Annotated in this window: 26 protein-coding genes; 18 read left to right on the forward strand and 8 right to left on the reverse strand. The window is 52.5% G+C overall.

The genetic code is table 11. The annotated features are described in order from the left end of the window. Positions 1–2: 2 nt before the first annotated feature. The 4 genes from fliI to fliF are packed head-to-tail and all read right to left on the reverse strand — an operon-like array spanning position 3 to position 4743. Positions 3–1373: a flagellar protein export ATPase FliI gene (gene fliI, locus AM410_RS16195; RefSeq protein WP_025203804.1), complete on the reverse strand. Its 1371-nt coding sequence runs from the start codon at positions 1371–1373 to the stop codon at positions 3–5. Then, positions 1373–2080: a flagellar assembly protein FliH gene (gene fliH / locus AM410_RS16200; RefSeq protein WP_063858311.1), complete on the reverse strand. Its 708-nt coding sequence runs from the start codon at positions 2078–2080 to the stop codon at positions 1373–1375. Before fliH ends, fliI begins: the two co-directional genes overlap by 1 nt. Continuing rightward, a complete protein-coding gene (gene fliG, locus AM410_RS16205; protein ID WP_014170730.1) occupies positions 2073–3071 on the reverse strand; it encodes a flagellar motor switch protein FliG in 999 nt (332 codons plus the stop codon). Before fliG ends, fliH begins: the two co-directional genes overlap by 8 nt. After that, on the reverse strand, positions 3064–4743 hold the full coding sequence (fliF, locus tag AM410_RS16210; RefSeq protein ID WP_014170729.1) for a flagellar basal-body MS-ring/collar protein FliF: 1680 nt from the start codon (positions 4741–4743) through the stop codon (positions 3064–3066). The genes fliG and fliF overlap by 8 nt, the downstream gene beginning before the upstream one ends. 228 nt (positions 4744–4971) lie before the next feature. Here fliF and fliE point away from each other — a divergent pair, with 228 nt between their 5' ends. The 3 genes from fliE to yedD all read left to right on the forward strand — a co-directional run bounded on the left by fliE (position 4972) and on the right by yedD (position 6609). Continuing rightward, a complete protein-coding gene (fliE, locus tag AM410_RS16215) occupies positions 4972–5283 on the forward strand; it encodes a flagellar hook-basal body complex protein FliE (protein ID WP_014170728.1) in 312 nt (103 codons plus the stop codon). Positions 5284–5527: 244 nt separating this feature from the next. Further along, positions 5528–6040 (forward strand): DUF4823 domain-containing protein, encoded by a 513-nt coding sequence (locus AM410_RS16220; protein ID WP_108648140.1) that lies wholly within the window; start codon positions 5528–5530, stop codon positions 6038–6040. 155 nt (positions 6041–6195) lie between these two features. Then, positions 6196–6609 (forward strand): lipoprotein YedD, encoded by a 414-nt coding sequence (gene yedD, locus AM410_RS16225; RefSeq protein ID WP_020883340.1) that lies wholly within the window; start codon positions 6196–6198, stop codon positions 6607–6609. Positions 6610–6673: 64 nt separating this feature from the next. Here yedD and amyA read toward each other — a convergent pair whose 3' ends face one another. The 4 genes from amyA to fliD form a co-directional block, all read right to left on the reverse strand. Further along, complete coding sequence (gene amyA, locus AM410_RS16230) at positions 6674–8161, reverse strand: alpha-amylase (RefSeq protein WP_020883341.1); 1488 nt, start codon at positions 8159–8161, stop codon at positions 6674–6676. 64 nt (positions 8162–8225) lie between these two features. After that, positions 8226–8588 carry a flagella biosynthesis regulatory protein FliT gene (gene fliT / locus AM410_RS16235; RefSeq protein ID WP_014170725.1) on the reverse strand — a complete coding sequence of 121 codons (363 nt, stop codon included), beginning with the start codon at positions 8586–8588 and terminating at the stop codon, positions 8226–8228. Between the two features lie 5 nt (positions 8589–8593). Further along, on the reverse strand, positions 8594–8998 hold the full coding sequence (gene fliS / locus AM410_RS16240; protein WP_014170724.1) for a flagellar export chaperone FliS: 405 nt from the start codon (positions 8996–8998) through the stop codon (positions 8594–8596). 13 nt (positions 8999–9011) lie between these two features. After that, positions 9012–10430 carry a flagellar filament capping protein FliD gene (gene fliD / locus AM410_RS16245; protein ID WP_032680745.1) on the reverse strand — a complete coding sequence of 473 codons (1419 nt, stop codon included), beginning with the start codon at positions 10428–10430 and terminating at the stop codon, positions 9012–9014. A 365-nt stretch (positions 10431–10795) separates the two neighbouring features. On the opposite strand from fliD, the gene AM410_RS16250 reads away from it, so the two are divergent. From AM410_RS16250 to tcyN, 15 genes are all read left to right on the forward strand, one after another. Then, positions 10796–11632 carry a flagellin N-terminal helical domain-containing protein gene (locus AM410_RS16250; protein ID WP_028013689.1) on the forward strand — a complete coding sequence of 279 codons (837 nt, stop codon included), beginning with the start codon at positions 10796–10798 and terminating at the stop codon, positions 11630–11632. A 163-nt stretch (positions 11633–11795) separates the two neighbouring features. Beyond that, complete coding sequence (locus AM410_RS16255) at positions 11796–13214, forward strand: hypothetical protein (RefSeq protein WP_073396060.1); 1419 nt, start codon at positions 11796–11798, stop codon at positions 13212–13214. 27 nt (positions 13215–13241) lie between these two features. Continuing rightward, the gene (locus tag AM410_RS16260) at positions 13242–16577 is read left to right on the forward strand and encodes a bifunctional class I SAM-dependent methyltransferase/glycosyltransferase (protein WP_073396058.1); all 3336 of its coding nucleotides are present in this window, start codon (positions 13242–13244) and stop codon (positions 16575–16577) included. A gap of 3 nt (positions 16578–16580) precedes the next feature. Next, a complete protein-coding gene (locus AM410_RS16265; RefSeq protein ID WP_032680748.1) occupies positions 16581–17735 on the forward strand; it encodes a DegT/DnrJ/EryC1/StrS family aminotransferase in 1155 nt (384 codons plus the stop codon). Between the two features lie 12 nt (positions 17736–17747). Further along, the gene (locus AM410_RS16270; RefSeq protein ID WP_032680749.1) at positions 17748–18446 is read left to right on the forward strand and encodes a WbqC family protein; all 699 of its coding nucleotides are present in this window, start codon (positions 17748–17750) and stop codon (positions 18444–18446) included. Between the two features lies 1 nt (position 18447). After that, positions 18448–19410, forward strand: coding sequence for a glycosylase (locus AM410_RS16275; protein ID WP_032680750.1), 963 nt, complete (start codon positions 18448–18450; stop codon positions 19408–19410). Then, positions 19404–20369 (forward strand): hypothetical protein, encoded by a 966-nt coding sequence (locus AM410_RS16280; protein WP_032680751.1) that lies wholly within the window; start codon positions 19404–19406, stop codon positions 20367–20369. The genes AM410_RS16275 and AM410_RS16280 overlap by 7 nt, the downstream gene beginning before the upstream one ends. Further along, the gene (locus AM410_RS16285) at positions 20366–20818 is read left to right on the forward strand and encodes a GNAT family N-acetyltransferase (RefSeq protein ID WP_032680752.1); all 453 of its coding nucleotides are present in this window, start codon (positions 20366–20368) and stop codon (positions 20816–20818) included. The genes AM410_RS16280 and AM410_RS16285 overlap by 4 nt, the downstream gene beginning before the upstream one ends. Further along, a complete protein-coding gene (locus AM410_RS16290; RefSeq protein ID WP_032680753.1) occupies positions 20815–21552 on the forward strand; it encodes a class I SAM-dependent methyltransferase in 738 nt (245 codons plus the stop codon). Before AM410_RS16285 ends, AM410_RS16290 begins: the two co-directional genes overlap by 4 nt. A gap of 148 nt (positions 21553–21700) precedes the next feature. Further along, positions 21701–22420 (forward strand): RNA polymerase sigma factor FliA, encoded by a 720-nt coding sequence (locus AM410_RS16295; protein WP_014170714.1) that lies wholly within the window; start codon positions 21701–21703, stop codon positions 22418–22420. A gap of 54 nt (positions 22421–22474) precedes the next feature. Beyond that, on the forward strand, positions 22475–23026 hold the full coding sequence (gene fliZ / locus AM410_RS16300) for a flagella biosynthesis regulatory protein FliZ (RefSeq protein WP_008500339.1): 552 nt from the start codon (positions 22475–22477) through the stop codon (positions 23024–23026). A gap of 86 nt (positions 23027–23112) precedes the next feature. Further along, positions 23113–23913 carry a cystine ABC transporter substrate-binding protein gene (gene tcyJ / locus AM410_RS16305; RefSeq protein ID WP_020883350.1) on the forward strand — a complete coding sequence of 267 codons (801 nt, stop codon included), beginning with the start codon at positions 23113–23115 and terminating at the stop codon, positions 23911–23913. A gap of 107 nt (positions 23914–24020) precedes the next feature. Beyond that, the gene (gene dcyD / locus AM410_RS16310) at positions 24021–25007 is read left to right on the forward strand and encodes a D-cysteine desulfhydrase (RefSeq protein WP_020883351.1); all 987 of its coding nucleotides are present in this window, start codon (positions 24021–24023) and stop codon (positions 25005–25007) included. A gap of 20 nt (positions 25008–25027) precedes the next feature. After that, a complete protein-coding gene (gene tcyL / locus AM410_RS16315; RefSeq protein ID WP_014170710.1) occupies positions 25028–25696 on the forward strand; it encodes a cystine ABC transporter permease in 669 nt (222 codons plus the stop codon). Then, entirely contained in the window at positions 25693–26445 is a 753-nt protein-coding gene (gene tcyN, locus AM410_RS16320; RefSeq protein WP_014170709.1) for an L-cystine ABC transporter ATP-binding protein TcyN, read from the forward strand. The genes tcyL and tcyN overlap by 4 nt, the downstream gene beginning before the upstream one ends. Positions 26446–26638 lie beyond the last annotated feature (193 nt).

Consider the following 26638-nt stretch of genomic DNA (forward strand, 5'->3'; position numbering starts at 1 on the left):
TGTTACACCTGCGGGAAAATCAGATCCAGTGCCTGGAGTGAGTCTTCCCAGTCGGCGCGTTCAAAAATACCTTGTTGCAAAAACGCCTCCAGCTGCGGCCACAGGCTAATCGCTTTGTCGAGCATCGGGTCGCTGCCTTTGGCATACGCCCCCACGCTCACCAGATCGCGGTTGCGCTGGAAGCTGGAGAGGAGTTGTTTGAAGTTACGCACGCGGGCGTAGTGCTTCTCTGTGATCAATGCCGTCATTGCACGGCTGATTGATGCTTCGATATCAATTGCCGGGTAGTGACCGGCTTCGGCCAGACGGCGCGATAACACAATATGACCGTCGAGGATCGCACGCGCGGAGTCGGCAATCGGGTCCTGCTGGTCATCGCCTTCGGTCAGAACCGTATAAAAAGCGGTGATTGAGCCGCCGCCGCTGATGCCGTTTCCTGCACGTTCGACCAGCGCCGGGAGCTTGGCAAAGACCGAAGGCGGATAACCTTTGGTCGCCGGAGGTTCTCCGATGGCGAGAGCGATTTCACGCTGCGCCATCGCATAGCGGGTCAGTGAGTCCATAATGAGCAGCACGTGCTGGCCGCGGTCACGGAAATCTTCCGCGATACGGGTGGCATACGCAGCACCCTGCATACGCAGTAACGGTGAGACATCCGCCGGTGCGGCGATGACCACCGAGCGGGCACGGCCTTCTGCACCGAGAATGTTTTCAATAAAGTCTTTTACTTCGCGACCACGTTCACCGATCAGACCCACGACGATGACATCGGCCTGGGTGTAACGTGCCATCATGCCAAGCAGGACGGATTTACCCACCCCTGAGCCGGCAAACAGGCCCATACGCTGCCCGCGGCCTACGGTCAGCAGGGCGTTAATCGGGCGCACGCCGGTGTCGAGGACATGTTCGATGGCGGTACGCTGAAGGGGGTTAAACGGCTGGGTGATCAGCGCGCCGGTTTCGGTAGTGTCCGGTGAGGGCAGGCCGTCCAGCGGTTTACCGCTTCCGTCCAGTACGCGGCCAAGCAGGGCAGGGCCAAGCGGGAGCTGTTTCCCGCTTTGCAGTCCATCGCCGCTGATGTTTTTCGCATACACGCGCGCACCGGGCAGAATGCCTTCAACTTCTTCAAGGGGCATCAGGAACAGGCGCTGGCCATTAAAGCCGACGACTTCGCTCTCAACTTCACGCGTCTCTTGTCCATCCTGACGCTCAATCACGCAGGTGGCTCCCAGCGGAAGCTGCAGGCCAGTGGCTTCCAGCACCAGGCCGGTGGCCCGCGTGAGTCGTCCGTAACGGCGAACGGACGGCAGCTGCGTCATCTTCGCTTCAAAATTATCGAGCGTGTTGAGCCAGCGGGTGAGGCGTGCAGTCATCAGACGACTCCCGGTGCTGCCAGGCGGCACAGTTCCTGCCAGCGGGTCGCAACGCTGGCATCCAGGTCGCCTTCATCGGCAGAGACCTTGCAGCCTCCGTGATGCAGCGACGGGTCGCCGCGCAGACGCCAGCCGTGCAGGCTCAGCGTCGCGCCCAGACTCTCTTCCACGCGCTGGAGGTCGTCCGGATGAACGCGCAGCTGCGGTTTCCCACTGAACAGCGGCTCCTGCTGAAGCAGGCCCTGAATTTGTTTAATCAGCGCGGTGTTGTCCACCGCCGGCGCGTGGCCGATCACCTGACGGGCGGCTTCCAGCGCCATCTGCATCAGCCTTGAGGCAATGACGCTGTCCAGCGCATCCAGCGTGTGCTGAAACTCGCTGACCAGCTGCTGCATACGGGCGTGAAGTGGAGCCTGTTGCTGGCGCGCCTGTTCAATGCCGTGTTCTAACCCTTTGGCCAGACCTTCCTGATACCCCTGATCGTGGCCTTTCTGGCGTCCTTCGTTCAGGCCAGCCGTGTAGCCCTGCTCATGGGCCTGCATCTGCAGCTGGGCCAGCATCTGCGCGCGCTGCTCTTCTTCGCTCAGCTCAGGCTGCTCGATGTCCGGGTCGCCCTCTTCGGGCGACAGCACGGCGGGTGTGAACTCTGACAGGGGAGGCGCCAGATCGTCGGGCGTCCAGCGCTTCCACGGCAGTTCATTAGACATAGGTGTCGTCTCCGCTGCCAATCACCATCTCGCCGGTTTCCGCCAGACGACGAACGATAAGCAGGATGGCTTTCTGTTCGTTTTCCACCTGAGACAGACGGACCGGGCCACGGTTGGCAAGGTCGTCGCGCAGGATATCTGCCGCACGCTGAGACATGTTGCGCAGGAACTTCTCGCGCAGCGGCTGCTCGGCACCTTTGAGGGCGATAAGCAGCGACTCGGAGTCCACTTCCTGGAGGAGACGCTGGATGCTGCGATCGTCCACTTCGACCAGGTTTTCGAACAGGAACATCTCGTCGATAATTTTCTGTGCCAGCTCGCCGTCGAATTCGCGGACGGCGGTAATGACCGCCTCTTCCTGCTGCGTTTTCATCAGGTTGATGATCTCTGCCGCCGTTCTCACGCCGCCCATTTTGCTGCGCTTGAGGTTCTGGCCATCGAGCAGGTTGTTCAGCACTTCGGTCAGCTCCGCCAGCGCGGCTGGCTGGACACCACCGAAGGTCGCGATACGCAGCATCACATCGTGACGCAGGCGCTCTTCGAACAACGCCAGAATATCGGCCGCCTGGCCACGTTTGAGGTGGACAAGAATGGTGGCGATAATCTGCGGGTGCTCGTCGCGGATAAGGTCGGCGGCACTCTGCGGCTCCATAAAGTTGAGCGTCTCAATACCGCTGGCGGTATCGCGCGTTTCCAGAATGTCTTCCAGCAGGCTGGCAGCACGCTCTTCGCCCAGCGCCTTGACCAGCACGGAGCGCAGATAGTCGTTGGCGTTGACGTTGAGCGCGGCAAACTGTTCGGCTTCCTGCTCAAATTCAGACAGCACTTCCGTCAGCTGTTTGTTAGAGATCTGGCGTACGTTTGCCATTGCCGCACTGAGAATCTGTACTTCGCGCTGGGAGAGGTGTTTGAACACCTCGGCCGCACGGTCTTCGCCAATGGTCATCAGCAGGATGACGCTTTTATCGGTGCCTGAAAGCGTGTTACTCATGTTCGTTACCCATCCACTGGCGGATGACCAGCGCCACGACGCGCGGATCGTTATCTGACATTTCGCGAATGCGCTGGCTCATGACCTCGGCGCCCATACGCTGGTTAGCACGGCGTTGCTGCATCTGTTCGTCTTTGCTGAGGCGAACTTCAACCGCATCTTCCACTTCCTGACGGGTACTGACCTGTTCGCGCGCCGCTTTTTCAGCTTCAGCACGACGCTGGAGCTGAGGACGAATGCCCTTACGCCACAGCAGCCACGCGACAATCAGAACCAGCAGCCAGCGACCTGCGGACAGCAGCTGATCGATAAACGCCTGCTGTTGCCAGAACGGCAGTTCGCCACCTGACTCTTCAACCGAGTTGAACGGTGAGTTCACCACGTTGAGCGTGTCGCCGCGCTTCTCGGAGTAACCCATCGCTTCACGGGTCAGGTCTTCAATCTGTTTCATCTGCTCGGCGGTCAACGGCAACGGCTTGCCATCCGCCAGCGTCTTGTAGTTCACCACCACCGCAACCGACAGACGCTGTACATCGCCCACGTTCAGTTTGGTGTGGCGGATAGTACGGTCCACTTCGTAGTTGGTGGTTTCGTTACGACTGCTGGTACGCGGACCGGCGGTGCTGGCTGTTGATGTGGTCTGCTGATTCGTTTGCTGACCGTTCTGCTGATTAGCCGGTGGCGTTGAGATTGGCGCCGCGTTAGCCGGTGCTGGCTGGTTAGACAATGCGCCCGGCACACCGCCTGGGTATGCACCGCCAACCTGTTCGTTTTCATTGACCTGACGAGAGCGCATTACCGCCTGAGCCGGGTTGCCATTCGGGCTGTATTGCTCTTCGGTCTGTTCTTTATTAGAGAAGTCAATCTGCGCGGTAACCTGTGCATGCACGTTGCTGTTACCGACGACCGGGCCAAGGATGGCTTCGATGCGACGCTGCACGCGACCTTCCACATCCGCGGCATATTTCAGCTGCGCGTCATTCAGATCGCGGCCTGCGGTATTGGACTGGGTCAGCAGATGACCACTTTGATCAACCAGCGTCACGTTACCCGGCGGGAGACCGGCAACGGCGCTGGAGACCAGATGGGTCACCGCGCTGATTTGTCCTTCATCCATTGCACGGCCAGGCTGGAGGTTAACGGTGACGGAGGCCGACGGGGATTTCTGCTCGCGGACAAACAGGGAGGGCTTAGGCATGGCCAGGTGCACACGGGCACTCTTCACCGGACCCAATGTTTCAATCGTACGGGCCAGCTCACCTTCCAGCGCACGCTGGTAGTTCACCTGCTCGCTGAACTGGCTGATACCGAATTTTTCCTGATCCAGCAGTTCAAAACCTACCGCACCGCCCTTTGGCAGTCCCTGTTGCGCCAGGCGCAGACGAAGTTCGTGCACCTTATCAGCCGGTACCTCCAGCGCACCGCCGTTATCCGCAAAGCGATAAGGGATGTTCATCTGGGTAAGCTGGGTGACGATGGCACCGCCATCCTGATCGGAAAGGTTACTGTAAAGCGTGCGGTAATCAGGGCTTTTCGCCCACAAGACCATCGCTACAAGGATCGCAATTGCGGCAGCGCCTGCCACGATCAACGGGATTTTAGGATTCGCGCGAAGGCGGTTCATCCACTCGAGTGATTTATTTTGTGGCGCTGTCGATGCTGTTGCACTCATTGCGCACCTCTTAAATCCTGGTGGTTTACGTTATTCGTGTAGAGAAACAAAACTGACTCCCGGGTCGGCAAACACGACAAAAGTTCCATATTGATGGCCCTGCCATTATTTGATGATTCAGGATTTTCTATGCGTCAAATAACCTGGTTTTTTCACGCTATTTACCGCCATTATCTTATTGACAAGCTGTTAGTCTTGACCCCGTAAAAAACCATTCAGGGGAGAGTCATGGCTATACAGGGTATTGAAGGGGTGATCAGTCAGTTGCAGGCAACGGCGATGACGGCCCGTAATCAGAATGTGGCAGAACAACCGAGCATCAGTTTTGCAGGACAACTGCACGCCGCGCTTGACCGTATCAGCGATACCCAGACCGCCGCACGTACTCAGGCGGAGAAGTTCACCCTCGGCGAGCCGGGCGTGGCACTGAATGATGTGATGACCGATTTGCAAAAAGCCTCGGTTTCCTTGCAGATGGGGATTCAGGTGCGTAATAAGCTTGTGTCTGCTTATCAGGAAGTGATGGGGATGCAGGTTTAAGTTATCTAACCTGATTCTATTTATAGTTAATTATTGCCCTCATACATGTTGTGGGGCATGGGCGGGGCAAAGCTAATGACATTTCGTTTTGGACAGGCGTCTCATCCGGTCATTTTTCGTCTTCCAAAGCTGGGCCCTCCCCGACACATATCATCAGTTTTGTTACGTCTTCATGATGCAAACATGTGTTTCACCTGGACTGGCCTGATAAAATGTAACTCCTTTATTTTACAGGGATAGAAAAGTGAAAAGTTTGTTTCTGTTTTTTTCTGCAATTTTACTGGCAGGTTGTTCCGCCAAATACAGCACAAATAATATTCAGGAGCGCACAGAATCCCTGTCAAAAGATGCTCCAGTTGCGATCTCTCAGCCAACTGACGGCGTATATGAAACACACACTTATTCTGGTTCTAGCAAAGCAACGGCGGATGCTGTAAAAGCGGCATTTTTGCGGTATTCAGATAATGTGACAGTTTTTAGTGACTGTGATGATCTCGCATGTCTGAAAAACCGGCATACACTCAGCCGGGGATATTATGTGGTCCCACAGATACTGCACTGGGAGGATCGTGCAACTGAGTGGTCAGGCATTCCAGACAAGATTGAAGTGAAAATCACTGTTTATAATGCTGAATCCAATAATCGTGTTGCATCAACCATTATCAATGGCAAAAGCAAGTGGGCTACCTTCGGTGGCGATCACCCACAGGATTTGTTGCCAGAACCTGTAAGCGCGTTTATCTCGAGTCTGTATTAATTCTCCCTCAAACTTTCATATAAAACCCCGTCTCAACGGGGTTTTGACAGGCTTCAGTAAAGTCCTCTTTCCTTATGTTAAGACCCTTCGATCTTCGCTGGCAGCCTAAGCGCTTTAATGCCACAATATTTTTTTCTTCGAATGCAGGAAAGATGATGAAAAAAATAGCAATTGCTGGCGCGCTGCTGGCACTGACCGGGTGCGTTCAGGTGGATAACTATCAGGAAGTGATCAAACACCCCGTCCCGGCGCATCTGGCAGGGTACTGGCAGTCAAAAGGGCCGCAGAGCAAAATGGTGAGCCCAGAGGCGATTGCCACGCTGGTGGTGACGGAGGAGGGCGATACGCTGGACTGCCGTCAGTGGCAGCGCGTGATCGCTGTACCGGGTAAAATCATGCTGCGTTCAGACAGTTATTATAACGTCACCCGCAAGCTGGATATTTATCCGCTGGAGCGCGATGGCTCTGTTCTTGAGTATGATGGTATGGAGCTACAGAAGGTCGATCGCCCGACGGTAGAGTGCGCAGATTATCTGAGCAAAAATCCGCTGGAGAGTAAACTTCCGTAGTGCATGTTGCCGGGTGGCAGCTTCGCCTGACCCGGCATTCAATTCACGTCAGATGCTTTTACAACTACAACGCATCCTCAATCACCCACACGCTGACGCTTCCACCTTTGCAGGTAAAGGTGCCTTCGCCATCCGCCGCGGTGGTGACCGTTTCTTCGCGATTGCCGAGAAAATCACGCCACGTTTTGTTGCCGTAGTTTTCACCCAGACAAATCACTTTCTCGCCGTCATCGCCATTCGACATCACCACCACACAGCCAGGATCGTCTTCGGTGCCGCTGCGGCTGAAGGCGATACAGTTTGGGTGATCGAAGAACAGCGTCTGCACGCCGTGGGCAAAACGCTGGCGGGCGAGGATCAGCTCGTGAAGCTGCTCGATGACCGGCATATCAATATGGTAGGTTTCGCCGTCACCGCCCGTATCGTCATAGCTGGCACCGAATAAATCCGGATAAAAGACGCTGGGCACTCCGTTTTCACGCAGCAGGATCAGGGCATAGGCCAGCGGTTTAAACCACGCTTCAACCGGCGCTTCCAGTGCCTGCAAAGGCTGAGTGTCATGGTTAGCAACCAGAGTTACTGCATGGAACGGATCGGCTTCGACCAGGGTGCCGGTAAAGATTTGGCTCATGTCGTATTCCCGACCCTGGCGCGATGCTTCGTGGAATTTCATCTGCAGGGGGGCATCGAACAGCATCGTCTTGCCATCGACCTGGTCAATATAGGCCTGCAGTTTATCCACTTCGTGGGACCAGTATTCCGCCACGATAAACAACGGTTGCGTTGCGACTTCCTGAACGTGCTCAATCCACTCCTTATAAAACCAGGCGGGAATGTGTTTGACGGCGTCCAGACGAAAACCGTCACAGCCAGTTTGTTCCATGACCCAGCGGGCCCAGTATTTGATCTCCTCGGTGACGGCATGGTTGCGAAAATCAATGTTTTCGCCCATCAGGTAATCAAAATTACCCATCTCATCATCAACCTGGTCGTTCCAGCCTTCACCGGTGTAGTCGTTGACGATTTTAAAAATGCCGTCTTCATCGGGGTTTTCAATATGGTCGACGCCGCTGAAGCATTTGTAATCCCAGATAAACTGCGAATATTGCCCGGCACGGGCAGGGAAGGTGTAGCGTGTCCAGGCTTCACACTCAATGATCTCATCGTCGATCTGCGTGCGATCCTGTTCGTTGACGCGCTGAACGCGGACGGGTTCTTTCTCGTCTGCGCCCATTTTGTGGTTAACCACCACGTCAAGGAGGACGGCGATCTCATTACTTTTGAGTGCGTCGATGGCCTCCAGCAGCTGAGCTTTGTCACCGTACTTGGTGGCGACGCTGCCTTTCTGGTCAAACTCACCGAGGTCGAAGAGATCGTAAGTGTCGTATCCAACCGAGTACCCGCCGGATGCGCCTTTACAGGCTGGCGGCAACCAGATCATATTGATGCCGATTTCATTAAGATTGGGGGCTAACGCCGTGACCTCTCGCCACAATTCACCGCCCGCAGGGTAATACCAGTGAAAACATTGTAACAGGGTGGGGTTTTTCATCGTCCGTGCTCCAGAAGCCGTTTGGCAGACTTCTGGAGTATGGATCAAGAATCGCTAATGTGAATTAATGATTCATCTCTCCGGGAAATAATATGTTGCCTGACAACTTCCCGTAGGTAACGTTAACGTTTTTTTGCTTGTTGGTTTGGGCAATAAGACCGCTCAACTCACTCATTCTTTCCTGCAACAAATCCTTGAGGAGGAGCTCATTCTGCAGCACCTGATTCAGTATCACCATCGCCTGATCCTGGATGTGTTTGCTGTCGGGCGGAAAAGGAGTCGTGCTGATCTCTTCAACCAGCGAAACGTATGCAACCTCCTGTTCGATAAGCTCATCCCATTTCCCGGATTGAGCAAGGCTCAGCATTGTATTGCTAAGCGCATAAAGAGCATGCCACTTTTTAAGGGATAAGCTGGAGTCGTTCATTAAAGTTAATCCTGCTTGGGAGTATAACCCGGGCCGATTTGCTTCCAGGCGTCGGAAATATTGAGCAGCAGAGCCTCGACTTCGGTAATAGCCTCGATGTCATTGCGCAGATTGGCATGTAACAAACGGCGTACCATATAGTCATAAAGCGCAGAAAGGTTGCGGGGGAGTTCTCCTCCCACATCCATATTTAACCCAGCCTTAAGGCCATTTTCGATAATATTAATGGCCTTAGACAGGGCCTCTCCTTTTGCCGGGATGTCCCCCTGCTCAAGGAAAAGGCGCGCCCGGATAAGCGCGCTATGGATACCGTCGAACAACATGACAACCAACTGGTGCGGGCTGGCACTCAAGACAGCAGATTCAAGACCTACCTGCTGATAGGCTTGTACACCAGATTTGCTATACATATCGTTTCCTTTCTTACTTACTGCTGAACTGTTGGGTCAAATAAGTGGCCGTGCCGTTGAATTTTGTGACCAACTTATCTAAATCGTTAAATTGCTTTTTATAGCGCGCCATCGTGGCTTCAATCGTCAATTCCATCGCGTCGTAACGTTTGCCGATGGATTTGAGCGTGGCGTTAATACCGTCCTTCGCATTCTGAATAACGCCTTCTTTGCCGACAGACGTGCTCAGCATATCGGTTAGCTTGTTATTCATCTGGGTAGCGAAACCGGTCGTTTTCCCGTCACCCACAAAATAGGCCTGTACACCAGCCGGATCGTCCGTGAGGATCTTGGTTAATTTCTTATCATCAATTTTCAGGTTGCCAACCGCGCCGTCCGCGCCTTTGACCGGGTCCTGTGTGATGCCAAGTTGGGCCATAATGGCATAGGAACCGCTCTGCACATTGGTCAATAAAGCACGCAGATCGGATTGTACTCCGCGGATAGTACTGTCACCCATCAGTACGCCGTTATTCGAAGACTGGGCGGTTGCCCCCACCGCAGGTGGCTCATATTTCGTCAATGAGGCAATGGTGGACTGCAGAGAGTTATAGGCAGTTACCCATTCTGTAATGGCTTTTTTGTTATCGTCTGTAGAGCGGGTTACGGTCAGGGTTTCATCGGCTGTGCTCTGTGCTTTCAGGGTTAATGTTACCCCTGGAATGGCGTCAGTGATGGTATTGGTCTGGCGGACAATCTGGATACCGTTGACGTTAACGACGGCATTTTGTGATTTTACCTGTTCGGTAAGTGCGCCACTGCCAATGATGCCTTTCAGCGTATCGTCGCCGGTCACTGTTACCGTCATATCAGAATCGGTACCGGTGGTTTTGGAGGTCAGCATCAGACGATAGTCGCCATCATCCGCTTTCACCACACTTGCCGAGACACTGCCGTTGGCAGCATTAATGGCTTTAGCGATCCCGTTCAGGGAGGTATCGCCATCGGCCAGGGTTACCGTCAGTGGTTTACTGTCAGCGCCTGCCTGGGTAATGGTAATGGTTCGGCTGTTGGTGCCCGTGGTGCCACCTAACTGCTTAGTATTGCTGTCGATAGTGCCTGGCGTGGTTGTCAGCACCTGGCCTTTAGCAATCTTGCTCACGTTGACTGTCACATCACCAACGTTAGCGCCGGAGGTACTGATAGCCGAAAATGCAGTATTGGTGCTGCTAATGGAGGTTGAGTTCCACGTATCTGTTTTTGCGAGCTTAGCAGCTGCGGTTTGCAGATTCGTCAGGGCGCTTTGTAATTTGCCGTAACCGGTAATCTGCGCGTCGTAGGTGGTTTTTTGCTTGGCAATAGCCGTCAATTTTGTTTCTTCTGCTGCCTGCAGCTTATCGTACAGATCTGACAGGCCGGGCATGCCCACCCCGAGATTACTGATAGTCGCCATGTAGTGTTCCTTCTTAATGGATGTTTCAGTCGTTTATCGGCCCGTTCGACGAAAAGTTTACGGCAAGCTTAAAAAATATATCGCTGAATAAGCGACCTAAATGACGCGTTTTAAATCAACAGGGTGCATGACGAAGAAATATACCGAAGAGAATAAGACGGTGATTTTTTGCGTTAATCTTTTATTCATCATGCACTCTGTAGCCGCTTTAGAGCAAAATAAATCTTTATAAAACAAATAATTAAATATTTTCTTCGATATTTTCTAAAGTCTGCTGTTCGAGCGTCGATAACCTTGTTGACGGTGAGAGACGCCGTGAGTGTTAGGCACCGACCCTAGAAACCATTTTTGAAGGAATTAAAATTATGGCAGTTATCAATACTAACCTGTTGTCCCTGACCACTCAGAACAACCTGAACAAATCTCAGTCTTCTCTGGGCACTGCTATCGAGCGTCTGTCCTCTGGTCTGCGTATCAACAGCGCGAAAGATGACGCTGCTGGCCAGGCGATTGCTAACCGCATGACCTCCCAGATTAAAGGTATGACCCAGGCGGCGCGTAACGCCAACGACGGCATCTCCCTGGTTCAGACCGCTGAAGGTAACCTGAACGAAATCAACACCAACTTACAGCGTATTCGTGAGCTGTCTGTTCAGGCTGCTACCGACACCAACGGTTCTTCTGACCTGACTTCCGTCAACACTGAAATCAAACAGCGTCTGGCTGAAATCGACCGTATCGCGGGCTCAGCTAACTTCAACGGTAAAAAACTGCTGGACGGCTCTGTATCTACCGCGCTGAAAATTCAGGTTGGTGCTGGTACTTCTGCTAACGACACCATCTCTGTAGACAGCAACGCGCTGATCAACGCGACCTCTGGTACCCTGAGCGCTGGTCTGAGCACTGCAATCTCCGATAACGCCTCTGCACAGGCTGTTATCTCTGCTGCTGATGCTGCAATCGCGAAAATTGATACCGCGCGTTCTAACATGGGTGCGATTCAGAACCGTTTCGAATCTACCATCAACAACCTGAACAACTCTATCAATAACCTGTCTGCTGCTCAGTCCCGTATCCAGGACGCTGACTACGCTACCGAAGTTTCCAACATGTCTCGCGCGCAGATCCTGCAGCAGGCTGGTACTTCTGTACTGTCTCAGGCAAACCAGGTTCCTCAGGCTATGCTGTCTCTGCTGCGTTAATCGCCGCGTCTGTTTCATAAAGGTTGCTGGAGACAGCAACCTTTTTTTTTGCCCGCCAGACAATCTCCGAAATAAGCCATTATTACCGGGGGTGTTCCTTCCATTATCTCGAATATTCCCTTGTACGATGGGTAAGAATCGCAATCTTACTAAGAGAATCGGGATGAACAAGTTCGAGCGTACACGATCGCTGCATCAGTATTACCGTGATGAATTTTCACGGCTAATCTTTTTGCCAGAAACGGATGCATTGCCTGCGCATGTTGTAACCGAAATCCTGCACTATAAAAATTCTGATATTGCCACGCTCGAACCCCAGATCATGGACGCAACGACCGATCTGGATGCACAAAAAGAACTCGCTGTTAAGCGCATGCTGTGCGCGATCGCTGCAGCAAACGCCGCGTTTGATTTTAAAAACCAGGGCAAGCCGACACCCTTTTCGCAAGAGCTGAGTGAAACCATTACCGGTTGGGTCGTAGAGGCGCTTCAGCATGACGACAGCATAAATCTTCTGGTAGCGGGTATTCAGGTTTTCTTCCGTATTAACGAAATTGACGCCGCCTTATTCCTGATTTCAAACTACTACGCGGTGGTGAGTCCATCCCCAACCGTGATGAAAATATTGCTGTTAGTGTGCCTGATGGAAGATGATTTTAATCAGATGCAGACGCTTATCCAGCAGCTGACCGCCGATCCTGAACATATTGGTGAAGACGCGTTAACGATGCTAATGATCGTCACGGGGATTCATAAACTGGGTGGCTGCCCTGAAACGTTCATCGATTTCTCCGCCCTGAATATGCCTGATTATGAGCCTGATTTTTCGCACTACGAGTGGCTTCTTCCGGCAGAGGAAAACGGAAAAACAACGGTTCTGGTAGCGTGCGACAAACGCTATTACTTCGATCACGCCCTGACGCTGTTAGGTTCGATCTTCCATACCAACGGCGACCAGCTTAACGTTCACCTGCATCTTTATAACCCTGATGATGAGACAAAGGCGCACGTTCATTCGCTGCACCAGCATTTTCCGGGAATGGTGATATCGGTGACAGCCGAAAAGATTGCGCCCGTTTTTGGTATCAATGTCTGGTACGCCTCAAGACGTTTTGTTTTCCTCAGCTATGCACTGAGCGTGTTCACCTCTCCAGTTATTGTTCTTGATGCAGATTGTCTCGTTCGTAAGAACTGGGCTGATATTAAGCAATATCTTCCTGATAAGGAAATTGTCCTCTCTTACAGTAACGGCGCACCGCCATGGGAGCAGGTTCCCGCCGGCTTTGTCTATACGGCTCCGGGGACGCTTTCGCGTAAATACCTGTCGCTTGTTGCGACATTTATTGACTGGAATCTACGCCGCGGCAATGCGGAGTGGTTCCTCGACCAGGTCGCACTTTCTGTCGCGCTGGATGCACTGCCTGCGGTTGAGCAGATGGCCATTCATCGCGAGCCGCTGGAGAAACTGATCGATATTCGCTACACCGACGCCACGTTCAGCTGGACAGTGACCACGCAAAAATCAGGCGGCGAAGCGTACCAGAACTACAAAGCTGCGATGCAACAAACCTATTTTGGCTAACCACTGAACTCATGGAACTTTCTCTGTATGTTGTATCCAGATAATCGATTCACGCTATCGGGTCTGCAGGCCGCCGCTGCCCTGTATCAGTTTCCTGCCGGGGCACCTGAGAATGCACGCGTCCTGGATTTAGGTTGCGGACAGGGCGAGGTGTTGTTATCCGCTGCGCTGGCCTGGCCTGATTGTGTCGGGATAGGTATTGATATTAACGAAGACGCTATTGCAACGGGGCAGAGGCAGGCGCAGCGTCTGGGTATCGTCAGTATTGAACTGGTTGCGGCGGGTCTTAACGATGTGCTGAGCGTGTCACCGGGTGAGTTCGATTACATTCTTATTCGCGGGGACTTTATTCCTGCAGGCATGCCAGAGCGTGACGCGCTGTTGCAGTGGTGTCGTCGCCACCTGTCGGCGTATGGCATTATTGCCATCCACCAGATTTTTACCCCGCCTGAATCCGCGGCACAATACGTTCAGGATGCGTTGGCCTTCCACGCACGCCTTGCGGGCCGGTCAGATGAGAAGGTTGCTTTTGCTCGTGGTATGCTCAGCTATCTGGCATTGACCCAGCCGGAAGGGGAGATCAAAGACTATGTGCTCGCGATGGAGCGCGTTGACGACACGACCCTTATTGAGAGCCTGGCAAGCGCCACGCACATCTCCGGGCAGTTCCTTCAGTTCACCGATACTCTCTCATCCTGCGGGCTGCGCTACGTGGGGGATGCGCTGCCTCAGTACGAAACGGGTGAGAGCTTTAGCGAGCAAATTCATCAGCTGCACGCACTGGTCTCATCTGGGCAGGCATCGATTGCCGCGCAGCAATATCTCGATTTTGCCGTCAACCGTCGCGAGCGCGTCAGCCTGCTTTCCCGTGATGATACTGTTAACGCGGCGGCGCTGGATTTTACCCGGTTAAACACGCTGCACTGGGCCGGTGATTTCAGACGTTGCCGCAACGATCGCGGCGAGATCGTCAATGCTCACACCAACGCTGAAGGGAAATTTTTCTCGACGCAAAATACCACGACGCTGCATATTCTCGATCTGCTTGGCGGCGCATGGCCGCTGAGCCTGTCATTTGATCAACTGGTGAGCAACGCTCGTCTTCCCGAAAAAGAGGGGGATGTCTCCCAGAGCGTACTTGAATCTCTAAAAGATCTCTTTCTCAACCAAATTCCGGGGCTCCACTGGGCGGGTTCACCGGGGCCTTACAATGTTCAGCCTGAAAGTGAACTCACGTTAATTGCTCCTCTTCTGGTAGGGCAAGACTTTGACATCATGCTTAATCTCTGGGGGGAGCGTGTGACCCTCAGTGACGACGAACGGGAGTTCGCGATTGCCGGCATGGATGTGAATCAGGCCAGAAGCCGAGAGTGCTTTTCTGCACTGAAGGCGAAAGGACTATTGAAAGGTACCCCTGAAGCTTGGCGCAAAGCACTGCAGCGTTTTTTGCGTCTGGGGGATGTCGACTACCTTAAAAGCAACATTGATACGCTTTTACTGCTTAATGTCGGATCGCAACAGGGCGGTTTACTTGTTGACGCGCAGATTATGGCAGGGGAGAGGGATGAACAGGATCCTGGCATCGATCTCATTTACCAAAACGTAAACGCGCTGATTGCCGCAGGTCTGGCGAAAGACGCGCGCGATTACATTACGGGACAGATTGAAAACGATCCTCATAATCTGCATCTGCTTCGCTGCTCTTCCCGTGCAAGCCTGCTGATGGGCGACTGGGACGAGGCTCTGTTGGCACTCTGCCAGCTCATGAGCCGCTACTCTGCCGGGCAGGATATCTGGTTCGACCTGGCAACCGTGCTGCAGAAAAAAGGTGAGCTGCATTATGCCGCCCGGATCCTGCAGGCGCTGCTGCGGTTGAATAAACATAATGCGTCATTCTGGAATACGCTGGCGGTGGTTTATCATGCGCGTCGCAATATGGCCATGGCTGAACGCTGCGCCAGGGAATCGTTGCGCTATAACGCCACGAATCCGCTGCATCTCGCGATGATGGGCATTATTCTCAGTGATAATCAGAAACTGACGGAAGCACGCTATTTCCTCGAGAAATCGCTCGAGTTTGCGCCGGGTGATTTTGACTGTTTCACCAGCCTGCTGTTTGTTCTTACCCACGATTTTTCTGTCTCGCCGGAAGTGCTTTTCAATCGCCATCTTGCCTATGGTGAACTGGTGACCGAGTGGGCGACAAACTTCGACCTGGCGCTGCCGTGGCAGGGTAGTAAGGATCCTGAGCGGCCGTTGCGCGTCGGCTTTGTCTCCGGAGACTTCCGTAACCATCCCGTAAGCCGCTTCCTGCGCCCGTTCTGGGACGGCATGGATCGGGAGCGGTTTTCCCTCTACGGATATAGTACGCTGGATAAAGATGATGCCGTCACGGAGCACTTCCGTAACACCTCGACGAAGTGGTTATCTGTTACCCATCTCAATAACGTTGAGCTGGCAAAACAGATCCACAGCGACGGGATTGATATTCTTTTTGATCTCTCGGGTCATACCACCGGGACGCGTTTACCCGCGTTTGCCTTTAAGCCTGCGCCGGTGCAAATCACCTGGCTCGGTTACCCGGGCACGACCGGGATGCGGCAGATGGATTACCGCATTATCAGCACCGGGTTTGTCAGGAATGCTGCGATAGACGCTCAGTTCACTGAAAAGCTGATCGCGATTCCACTCGATAACTTCTTTGAGCCGGATGCTTCCAGCCCTGACGTCAATGCCTTGCCAGCCCTAACGAACGGCTGGTTTACCTACGGTAGTTTCAACCGCCCGAAAAAATTGAATGACCAGGTCTTTACGTTGTGGGCGCGCATTCTGCTGCATAACGCCACGTCACGTTTGCTGATTGGTTTTATGGATGACGATGCGATGATCGCCCGCTACCGCAAAAAGCTCAATGCGCTGGGCGTATCGGATGAGCAGCTTATCTTCCGTAAAACGACGGGACTGGAATCGTATCTTCATATGCATCATGAGGTAGACATGTTGCTTGATTCCTTCCCGTACAACGGGGGAACCACCACCAGTCATGGCATATGGATGGGCGTCCCGACGCTTACCCTGGCAGGCGCAACCTATCCCGCGCGGCAGGGGCTGGAGATCTTGCATATCTACGGGCTGGATGAGTTTGTGGCGGAAAGTCAGCAAGACTATTTCGACAAGGCCGTTAGCTGGCAAACCCGACTGGAAACCCTCAGCGCTTTGCGTCAGAGCATGCGGAGCACAATCCCACTCCAGAGCCAGAGCAATGTGGCGATTCCTTTCCAGCAGGCCCTGCGCGGGGCCTGGCGAAAATGGTGTGCTGATGAAGCACCCCGCAGTTTCCAGGTATCAGGTACTGAGGATTAACTTATGAAAAATGTCTACGTTACCAGTCCACTTCTTCCGCCCCTTGAGGAGTTCATCCCTTACCTGGAGACCTTGTGGGAAAGTAAAATTTTGACCAACAGCGGGCAATTCCATCAGCAACTGGAAGAGGCGCTGGCGGCGTATCTTGGGGTAAAACATGTCTGCCTGTTCTCCAACGGCACGCTCGCGTTGCTGACGGCGCTTCAGACATTGCGTATAACCGGTGAAGTGATCACCACGCCATACTCTTTTGTCGCCACGTCTCACAGCCTGCTGTGGAATGATTTAACACCGGTGTTTGCTGATATTGACCCCGCCACTTTTAATATCGATCCGGATCGCATTGAAGAACTGATTACGCCTAAAACGACGGCGATCATGCCAGTCCACTGCTATGGTATTCCGTGCGATATGGAACGCATCCAGAAGATTGCCGATACCTATGGACTGAAGGTGATTTACGATGCGGCCCACTGTTTCGGCGTCAAACAAGATAACGCCAGCATTCTCAATTATGGCGATCTGTCCGTACTGAGCTTCCATGCCACAAAGGTGTTTAATACCTTCGAAGGGGGGGCCATTATTTGCCATGATGCCAAAACCAAGCAGCGCATCGATTATCTTAAAAACTTTGGTTTTGCCGATGAAACCATTGTGATGGCGCCGGGTATTAACGCCAAAATGAATGAAGTGCAGGCGGCCATGGGGCTGCTGCAGTTAAAGTATATTGACAGTGCGCTGCAGGAACGCGCGGTTATTTATCAACGTTACGTTGAACTGCTCGATTCCGCTCTTCCGGCGCTGGAGTACATTAAACCTGCCAGTAATATTGAATGGAATTACTCCTACTTCCCGGTACTTATTCGCGAAGATTCGGCGGTCAGCCGGGATGCTATCTATTCGGAATTACGCAAGCATAATATCTATGCCCGCCGTTATTTCTATCCGCTTATCAGCGCGTTCCCGATGTATCGCCACTTCCCGACGGCGAATGCACAACATCTCCCGGTTGCCGATGAAATTTCTCATGCGGTGCTCTGCCTGCCCATCTATCCCGGACTACTGGTGGCCGATCAACGTCGTATTATTGAGATTATCCAGGAACTCTTTATCAATGCCGCCCGTGCGGCAGAGCCTGCGCTTGTGGTCAATGGATAGGAAAGAAAACCGATGAAGCTGGCGATCATGCAACCCTATTTTTTCCCGTATTGCGGCTATTTCCAACTGATGGCGGCAGTGGATGCTTTCGTGGTGTATGACAACATCAAGTACACGAAAAAAGGGTGGATTAACCGTAACCGTATTCAGGTTCGCGGTGCGGAGTCATTAATCTCGCTGCCACTAAAAAAAGACTCGGACTTTCTGGATATCAGGGAGCGGCAGCTCTCAGCAGCATTTGACCGCAATAAGCTGTGCAATCAAATTGTCGGTGCGTATCGCCACGCACCCTCATTTTCCGCGGTAATGCCGATCGTTGAGGAGATTATTCAGAACCCGGAGGATAATCTTTTTAATTATCTGTGGCTGGGCCTGAACCGGTTGCGGGACTATTTTGGCTTCTCGTGTGAGCTAATTGTCTCGTCTTCGTTACCGGCGAATCACGCGTTAAAGTCTCAGGATCGCGTCATCGATATTTGTCAGGTGATGAACGTCCGTACGTATATTAACCCCCCGGGGGGCATGGCGCTCTATTCCCGGCAGGATTTTGTCGAACGCGGGCTTCAGCTGCAATTTATCCAGCCGCAACCGTGGCACTACCCGCATTCTGACGCGGCGTTTATTCCCTGGCTGTCCATTATTGACGTCATGATGTTTAACTCTCGCGATGAGGTGGTTCGTCGCCTGCAACTTGGTTATGAGTTAATTTAATATGTTTACATGGAAAAAATTGGGTAAGGTCTTTACCCCGCAGGAGGTGACTCATCTCCCTTGGCTTAAAGAGTTTGCTCAGGCCCCTGCGACGCTGATCTTTGATGATTTCGTGCGCGTCTATTTCTCCTGCCGCCCGCCTGCTGATGAACAGGGGAAATATGTCAGCTATTCCGCTTGGGTGGATTTGGCTCGTGACGATCTCTTCCAGGTATTGCGCTTTGCCCGTGAACCGATTCTCCCGCTGGGTGGATACGGAGAATTTGACGAATTTGGTACCTATCCCGTCTCCGTGATGCGCGATAAGGATGTGGTAAAAGCCTGGTATGCAGGCTGGACTCGCTGCGAATCGGTGCCGTTCAACGTGGCAATTGGCATGGCAGTAAGCCATGACCAGGGGGAGACCTTTGTTAAAGCGGGTCCGGGGCCAGCAATCGGTTACTCTCCGGATGAGCCGTTTGTAATGAGTGGGCCGAAAATTCGAAGATTCAATAACCAATGGCAGCTTTTTTATATTGCTGGTCGCAAATGGAAATGGGTGGATGGCCGCGCAGAGCCGGTCTACAAGATTCGCATGGCGACATCTGAAGATGGCATCAACTGGACGAAGCTGAATAAAGATCTGATCCCCAGCCGTATCGAAGAGGACGAGGCACAGGCCAGCCCGGATGTCTTTTACGCCAACGGCAAATACCATATGTTTTTTTGCTACCGCTACAGCGCCCATTACCGCGGAAAGCAGAACGGTTACCGCATCGGCTACGCGTGGAGTCTGGATATGATGTCGTGGCACCGGGATGATAGCAAAGCTGGCATTGACGTTTCTGCTTCCGGATGGGATGCAGAGATGATCAGCTACCCACACGTTTTTGAACTCGATGGCAATATTTACATGGCTTATCTGGGGGATCAGGTGGGCCGCTATGGCTTTGGCCTGGCACAACTTGAGGGCAAATTATGCTGACCCTGAAATGGCGTAAGCACGGGCTTATCTATTCGCCGTCACAGGTTCCTCCTCTGGCAAATGGGGTGGGTTTTGCCCAGTCTCCGCAAGCGCTGGTGTTTGATGACTTTGTCCGAATCTACTTTTCCACGCGTGAGCGGGAGGCGAATTCAGCAAAGTTTATTAGCCGTGTCTGCTATGTGGATATGGATAAATCTTTGCGGGAGGTGCTTCGTATCAGTCCCGAGCCGGTGATAGCATCTGCTGAGTTGGGCACATTCGATGAGCACGGTATTTTCCCTTGTAACGTTCTGCGTCATGAAGGAAAAATCATGGCATGGACAACGGGCTGGAATCGTCGCGTTTCGGTCTCGGTTGATACAGCCATTGGTTTTGCGGTAAGCACAGACAATGGCGAACACTTCACCCGTTTCGGTACTGGGCCCGTGATGGGCCCCTCATTGCACGAGCCACACTTAGTGGGGGATGCCTTTGTTATACATACCCGTGAACGTTTCCACATGTGGTACATCTTTGGAACGGGCTGGAAGAAGCGCACATCGGATTCGGTTCCGGATCGCATCTATAAAATTGCCCATGCGGAATCACACGATGGCATCCACTGGCAGCGTGACAGCCAGCAAATTATCCCTTCCGTACTGGGGGACGATGAATGCCAAGCACTGCCGACGGTGATTGAAATCAATGGCCGTTATCATATGGTCTTTTGCTTCCGTGAGTGTTTCGATTTCCGCACAGAGCAGGGGCGCGGCTATCGTCTGGGCTATGCCTGGTCTGATGATTTACACCACTGGCATCGTGACGACAGCCAGATGGCGTCGCTCGCGTCCGTGAATGACTGGGACAGCGAAATGCAGTGCTATCCCCATCTGTTCCGCTGCGATGAGAAAGTTTATTTGCTTTATAACGGTAACGCGTTTGGCAAAGCAGGATTTGGCCTGGCGGAACTGGTGTTATGAATTGCTGGGCGTTTTGCCAGAATCGCGCCTCACCGGAGGAGATCGTCGAACACTTTAATCAGTGTGACCCGCTTTTTGTCGCGTCTATTACCGAAATAATCGCGTTGCAGGACTATGCCAAAAAAATAGCGGAGCGGGCATGGCGAACCGAAGCCTGGCATAACAACACGCTCACCGGACTGGTTGCAGCCTATTATAACGCGCAGCGTCAGCAGGGATATATTACTCATGTTTCCGTTTTGCCTGACGCCCAGCATTGCGGTGTGGGTAGCAAGCTATTAATTCAAAGCATTGAACATCTACAGTCCCTGGGTGTAACGGAAATTAATCTTGAAGTCGATAAGAATAACGTGTCGGCACAACATTTATATCTAAAGCATGGATTTATCTTCGGCAGATCAAACGCTTCAAAGATAACCATGACTTTGCACAGTGAGATAACAACATGACCCTTCGTGATTACAATCTGGAAATCAAAGATACTGCCGATCATCAGTATGCCTATAACTTTGATTTTGATGTGATGCACCCTTTTATGATCCGTGCGTTCACACCATTTTTTAAGCCGGGTAATTTACTTGAACTTGGTAGTTTTAAAGGTGATTTTACCGCACGATTGACCGAAAAATTCAGCGACATCACCTGCGTGGAAGCCTCGGCAGAGGCGATGAATATCGCCAGTAAGCGCCTGGGGGAAAATGTCTCGTTTGTGCATTCCCGCTTTGAGGATGTTGAACTGCCGGAGCGTTATGACAATATAATTCTCACCCATGTGCTGGAGCATATTGACGATCCCGTTAACCTCTTAAAACGCATTAATAATGAATGGTTAACGGATGAAGGCCACTTTTTTCTGGTTTGTCCAAATGCGCATGCCGCCTCCCGACAGATTGCCGTAAAAATGAACTTAATCTCGCATAACAGTGCGGTGACGGAGGCTGAGTTTCAGCATGGCCATCGTTGTACTTATTCTCTGGATACTCTTGAAAGAGATGCCCGTCTTGCGGGACTTAACGTTGTTTATCGCACGGGTATTTTTTTCAAGGCGCTCGCTAATTTCCAGTGGGACAAACTTTTACAGACAGATATCATCTCAAAGCAATATCTTGAGGGGTGCTACGAGTTAGGCCATCAATACCCTGATTTATGTTCAAGTATATTCTTGCTATGTAAAAAAGGCTGACGTTATCCTTACCACAGGATGCATGTTATCCCTGCATGCATCGGTAACCCCCAAATAACCCCTTATTTTACCCACTATTCATCCAATTGAACGCCCTGCAGAATCGGATAATCATGCCGATAACTCAACTAACGCAGGGCTGTTTATCGTGAATTCACTCTATACCGCTGAAGGTGTAATGGATAAACACTCGCTGTGGCAGCGTTATGTCCCACTGGTGCGTCACGAAGCATTGCGCCTCCAGGTGCGTTTGCCGGCGAGCGTGGAACTTGACGATCTGCTACAGGCGGGCGGTATCGGGTTATTGAATGCAGTTGACCGATACGACGCTCTGCAAGGAACGGCATTTACGACTTACGCAGTTCAGCGTATTCGTGGTGCGATGCTGGATGAGCTGCGCAGCCGCGACTGGGTGCCGCGCAGTGTTCGCCGCAACGCGCGCGAAGTGGCGCATGCGATGGGGCAGCTGGAACAGGAACTGGGACGTAACGCTACGGAAACAGAAGTGGCGGAACGTCTTGGCATTGCTGTTGAAGAGTATCGTCAGATGTTGCTCGATACCAATAATAGCCAACTCTTCTCTTATGACGAGTGGCGAGAAGAGCATGGCGATAGCATCGAGCTGGTGACGGATGAGCATCAGCAAGAAAACCCGTTACACCATTTAATGGAAGGTAATTTACGCCAGCGCGTAATGGAAGCGATTGAGGCTTTACCTGAGCGCGAACAGCTGGTGTTGACCCTCTATTATCAGGAAGAGCTTAATCTCAAAGAGATTGGCGCTGTTCTGGAAGTGGGGGAGTCTCGGGTGAGCCAGTTGCACAGCCAGGCCATTAAACGTTTACGCACAAAGCTGGGTAAGTTATAGGTGATTGATTCACCTGAAAAATGCCGCACAACGTATTGACAACCAGGAGTTATCATGACGGTGCAGCAATCTAAAAGACGGCCTTTAAGCCGCTACCTGAAAGACTTTAAACACAGCCAGACGCATTGCGCCCACTGTAACAAGTTACTCGATCGTATCACGCTGGTTCGTCGAGGCGAAATCGTTAATAAGATCGCGATTTCACGCCTCGACACGTTGATGGATGAAGCAGCATGGCTCGAAGAACAAAAAGAGTGGGTGGCGCTTTGCCGTTTCTGCGGTGATCTCCACTGCAAAGAGCAAAGCGACTTCTTCGACATTATCGGCTTCAAACAATTCCTGTTTGAACAAACGGAGATGAGCCACGGAACCGTACGCGAATATGTCGTCCGCCTGCGCCGTCTCGGACAACATCTCACCGTGAACAACATCTCCCGCGATCTGCTGAAGACCGGCTATCTGGATGAGAATCTTGAGCCGTGGCTGCCTGCGACCAGCACCAACAACTACCGCATTGCGCTGCGCAAGTATGCACAATATAAGGTACAAATGCCGGGTGCCATAAAGCAGAAAGCCCACGCTGGAACAACTTCTGATATATATTAAAAAAGAATAAGATGTAGCGCAGTCGCCTTTGACCTTGCAGGTGATTTCTCTACACTACTCAAAAATTCCACTATATCGGGGTATTTATGAAATTAGCACTTCTGGGTCGTCAGGCGCTGATGGGTGTAATGGCAGTCGCGCTGGTCGCGGGTATGAGCGTGAAAACGTTCGCCGCAGAAAATCTGCTGAATAAAGTGAAAGAGCGCGGTACGCTGCTGGTCGGGCTGGAAGGAACCTATCCTCCGTTCAGCTTCCAGGGCGATGACGGTAAACTCACCGGTTTTGAAGTGGAATTTGCACAGGAACTGGCGAAACACCTTGGCGTGAAAGCCTCCATCAAACCGACCAAATGGGACGGTATGCTGGCGTCGCTGGATTCCAAACGTATTGATGTGGTGATTAACCAGGTGACCATTTCTGACGAGCGTAAGAAGAAGTATGACTTCTCCACGCCGTACACCGTGTCTGGTATCCAGGCGCTGGTGAAGAAAGGTAACGAAGGCACTATCAAAACGGCCGCTGACCTGAAAGGCAAAAAAGTCGGTGTCGGTCTGGGGACCAACTATGAAGAGTGGCTGCGCCAGAACGTTCAGGGTGTAGATATCCGCACTTACGATGATGACCCGACAAAATACCAGGATCTCCGCGTAGGTCGTATTGATGCGATTCTGGTTGACCGTCTGGCCGCGCTGGATCTGGTGAAGAAAACCAACAATACCCTGGCGGTAGCTGGTGATGCGTTCTCTCGTCAGGAATCCGGTGTAGCCGTTCGTAAAGGCAACGACGACCTGGTTAAAGCGATTGACTCCGCGATTGCTGACATGCAAAAAGACGGCAGCCTGAAAGCCCTTTCTGAGAAGTGGTTCGGGGCAGACGTCACGAAATAAGTCTTTGACGTTAAAAAAAGGCGCTTTTAAAAGCGCCTTTTTTATTTCTTACGCGTCTGCGTGCATAATGAAAAATATCACCTTGAGTCTGTGTTACCGGAGAACCCATGTCACTACAGAATTTAACGCGCTTTCCCCGCCTGGAGTTTATCGGCGCGCCGACTCCGCTGGAGTATCTGCCGCGATTTTCTGACTATTTAGGACGCGATATTTTTATTAAGCGCGATGACGTAACGCCGATGGCGATGGGGGGCAATAAGCTGCGTAAGCTGGAGTTTCTGGCCGCTGACGCCCTGCGTGAAGGCGCGGATACGCTCATTACCGCAGGTGCCATTCAGTCTAACCATGTCCGCCAGACCGCCGCGGTGGCTGCAAAGCTGGGTCTCCACTGTGTGGCATTGCTGGAAAACCCAATTGGAACGCACGCAGAAAACTATCTGACTAACGGCAACCGTCTGCTGCTGGATCTGTTTAACGTACAAGTCGAAATGGTCGAGGCATTAACCGACCCGACCGCACAACTTGATGAACTGGCGACGCGTCTGGAAGCGCAGGGTTTTCGTCCCTACGTTATTCCTGTCGGCGGCTCGAATGCGCTGGGCGCGCTGGGGTATGTGGAAAGTGCGCTGGAGATTGCCCAGCAATGCGAGGGAGCGGTCAGCCTCTCTTCTGTCGTTGTTGCTTCCGGCAGTGCAGGTACCCACGCAGGGCTGGCCGTAGGTCTGGAGCAATTATTACCCGATGTCGAGCTTATTGGCGTGACGGTATCGCGTAGCGTCGCGGACCAGAAGCCGAAAGTGGTCACCTTACAGCAGGCGGTGGCAGAGCAACTGGCGTTGAAGGCAACGGCTGATATCCAGCTCTGGGACGACTATTTTGCACCAGGCTACGGCACGCCTAATGAAGAGGGGATGGATGCGGTGAAATTGCTGGCGCGCCTCGAGGGTATCCTGCTTGATCCCGTGTATACGGGCAAAGCGATGGCCGGTCTTATCGATGGCATTGAACAGAAGCGCTTTAAGGATGAAGGGCCGATTTTGTTTGTTCACACCGGCGGGGCACCTGCGCTGTTTGCCTACCATCCTCATGTCTAAAATCAGGTCGAAAAATAATAATGCAAGAAAGTATTCAACTGGTTATTGATTCCCTGCCGTACCTGCTTAAAGGTGCGGTATTTACGTTACAGCTCAGTATTGGCGGGATGTTCTTCGGTCTGGTACTCGGGTTTGTGCTGGCCTTAATGCGTATGTCACCCGTCTTACCAGTACGCTGGGTGGCGCGTTTTTATATCTCTGTGTTTCGCGGCACGCCGCTTATCGCCCAGCTCTTTATGATCTACTACGGTTTACCGCAGTTTGGTATTGAGCTGGATCCGATCCCCGCGGCGATGATTGGTTTGTCGCTCAATACGGCGGCATACACCTCTGAAACGCTGCGTGCGGCAATCTCGTCCATTGATAAAGGGCAGTGGGAAGCGGCGGCCAGTATCGGTATGACGCCCTGGCAAACGCTGCGCAGAGCCATTCTGCCTCAGGCGGCGCGTGTGGCGCTTCCGCCGCTCAGCAACAGCTTTATCAGCCTGGTGAAAGACACGTCGCTGGCGGCCACCATTCAGGTACCGGAACTGTTCCGTCAGGCGCAGCTTATTACCTCGCGCACCCTGGAAGTGTTCACCATGTATCTGGCGGCCTCGCTGATTTACTGGGTAATGGCGACAGTGTTATCCGCCTTGCAAAACTATTTCGAAAACCAGCTTAACCGCCAGGAGCGTGATCCAAAATGAGTGCTATCGACGTTAAAAACCTGGTGAAAAAATTCCACGGTCAAACGGTGCTCCACGGGATTGATCTGGAGGTTGAGCAGGGTGAAGTGGTCGCCATTATCGGCCCGAGTGGTTCCGGGAAAACAACGCTGCTGCGCAGCATCAACCTGCTTGAACAGCCTGAAGAAGGCACGATTCGGGTAGGGAACATTACGATTGATACCGGCAAATCCATCAGCCAGCAAAAAGGTCTGATTCGCCAGTTGCGCCAGCATGTGGGCTTTGTTTTCCAGAACTTCAATCTCTTCCCACACCGGACGGTGCTGGAGAACATCATTGAAGGCCCGGTCATTGTAAAAGGGGAAGCCAAAGAGGACGCGACGGTTCGCGCGCGCGAGTTGCTCGCAAAAGTCGGGCTGGCCGGTAAAGAAACCAGCTACCCGCGCCGCCTGTCAGGTGGTCAGCAGCAGCGTGTGGCGATTGCCCGCGCGCTGGCGATGCGTCCGGATGTGATCCTCTTTGATGAACCGACCTCTGCGCTCGACCCTGAGCTGGTGGGCGAGGTGCTGAACACCATCCGCCAGCTGGCACAGGAGAAACGCACAATGGTTATCGTTACCCACGAGATGAGCTTCGCTCGTGACGTGGCGGACCGCGCCATTTTCATGGATCAGGGAAGGATCGTGGAGCAGGGGCCGGCAAAACACTTATTTGCCAACCCACAGCAACCGCGAACCCGTCAGTTCCTTGAAAAATTCCTTATGCAGTAGAATTTTTGCACTAATTTGCTCCAGAAAATTCATCTGGGGCAAATTATTCTCCCCCTGTGCCCGACACCGTGTTTTTTTATTCCGCTCAGGCCCAATAAACCTTATCAAACGTAAAGTTAATTGTGCTGTTGCCGATATTTTGTAGTTAGAAATAAGTTTTATGTGTTAGGTTATATTCACCATAATAATGAAT

The organism is Enterobacter cloacae complex sp. FDA-CDC-AR_0164 (assembly GCF_003071645.1).
In the GTDB taxonomy this organism is placed as follows: domain Bacteria; phylum Pseudomonadota; class Gammaproteobacteria; order Enterobacterales; family Enterobacteriaceae; genus Enterobacter; species Enterobacter ludwigii.

Excerpts from the sequence above, each read along its gene's own strand:
- fliS (WP_014170724.1), bottom strand. The coding sequence starts at position 8,998 with ATGTATAGCAAATCTGGTGTACAAGCCTATCAGCAGGTAGGTCTTGAA.
- fliH (WP_063858311.1), bottom strand. The coding sequence starts at position 2,080 with ATGTCTAATGAACTGCCGTGGAAGCGCTGGACGCCCGACGATCTGGCG.
- tcyL (WP_014170710.1), top strand. The coding sequence starts at position 25,028 with ATGCAAGAAAGTATTCAACTGGTTATTGATTCCCTGCCGTACCTGCTT.
- amyA (WP_020883341.1), bottom strand. The coding sequence starts at position 8,161 with ATGAAAAACCCCACCCTGTTACAATGTTTTCACTGGTATTACCCTGCG.
- fliD (WP_032680745.1), bottom strand. The coding sequence starts at position 10,430 with ATGGCGACTATCAGTAATCTCGGGGTGGGCATGCCCGGCCTGTCAGAT.
- AM410_RS16280 (WP_032680751.1), top strand. The coding sequence starts at position 19,404 with ATGCTGACCCTGAAATGGCGTAAGCACGGGCTTATCTATTCGCCGTCA.
- yedD (WP_020883340.1), top strand. The coding sequence starts at position 6,196 with ATGAAAAAAATAGCAATTGCTGGCGCGCTGCTGGCACTGACCGGGTGC.
- AM410_RS16285 (WP_032680752.1), top strand. The coding sequence starts at position 20,366 with ATGAATTGCTGGGCGTTTTGCCAGAATCGCGCCTCACCGGAGGAGATC.
- fliZ (WP_008500339.1), top strand. The coding sequence starts at position 22,475 with ATGACGGTGCAGCAATCTAAAAGACGGCCTTTAAGCCGCTACCTGAAA.
- tcyN (WP_014170709.1), top strand. The coding sequence starts at position 25,693 with ATGAGTGCTATCGACGTTAAAAACCTGGTGAAAAAATTCCACGGTCAA.
- fliI (WP_025203804.1), bottom strand. The coding sequence starts at position 1,373 with ATGACTGCACGCCTCACCCGCTGGCTCAACACGCTCGATAATTTTGAA.
- fliT (WP_014170725.1), bottom strand. The coding sequence starts at position 8,588 with ATGAACGACTCCAGCTTATCCCTTAAAAAGTGGCATGCTCTTTATGCG.
- AM410_RS16265 (WP_032680748.1), top strand. The coding sequence starts at position 16,581 with ATGAAAAATGTCTACGTTACCAGTCCACTTCTTCCGCCCCTTGAGGAG.
- AM410_RS16250 (WP_028013689.1), top strand. The coding sequence starts at position 10,796 with ATGGCAGTTATCAATACTAACCTGTTGTCCCTGACCACTCAGAACAAC.
- tcyJ (WP_020883350.1), top strand. The coding sequence starts at position 23,113 with ATGAAATTAGCACTTCTGGGTCGTCAGGCGCTGATGGGTGTAATGGCA.
- fliG (WP_014170730.1), bottom strand. The coding sequence starts at position 3,071 with ATGAGTAACACGCTTTCAGGCACCGATAAAAGCGTCATCCTGCTGATG.
- dcyD (WP_020883351.1), top strand. The coding sequence starts at position 24,021 with ATGTCACTACAGAATTTAACGCGCTTTCCCCGCCTGGAGTTTATCGGC.
- fliF (WP_014170729.1), bottom strand. The coding sequence starts at position 4,743 with ATGAGTGCAACAGCATCGACAGCGCCACAAAATAAATCACTCGAGTGG.
- AM410_RS16275 (WP_032680750.1), top strand. The coding sequence starts at position 18,448 with ATGTTTACATGGAAAAAATTGGGTAAGGTCTTTACCCCGCAGGAGGTG.
- AM410_RS16290 (WP_032680753.1), top strand. The coding sequence starts at position 20,815 with ATGACCCTTCGTGATTACAATCTGGAAATCAAAGATACTGCCGATCAT.
- AM410_RS16260 (WP_073396058.1), top strand. The coding sequence starts at position 13,242 with ATGTTGTATCCAGATAATCGATTCACGCTATCGGGTCTGCAGGCCGCC.
- AM410_RS16255 (WP_073396060.1), top strand. The coding sequence starts at position 11,796 with ATGAACAAGTTCGAGCGTACACGATCGCTGCATCAGTATTACCGTGAT.
- fliE (WP_014170728.1), top strand. The coding sequence starts at position 4,972 with ATGGCTATACAGGGTATTGAAGGGGTGATCAGTCAGTTGCAGGCAACG.
- AM410_RS16270 (WP_032680749.1), top strand. The coding sequence starts at position 17,748 with ATGAAGCTGGCGATCATGCAACCCTATTTTTTCCCGTATTGCGGCTAT.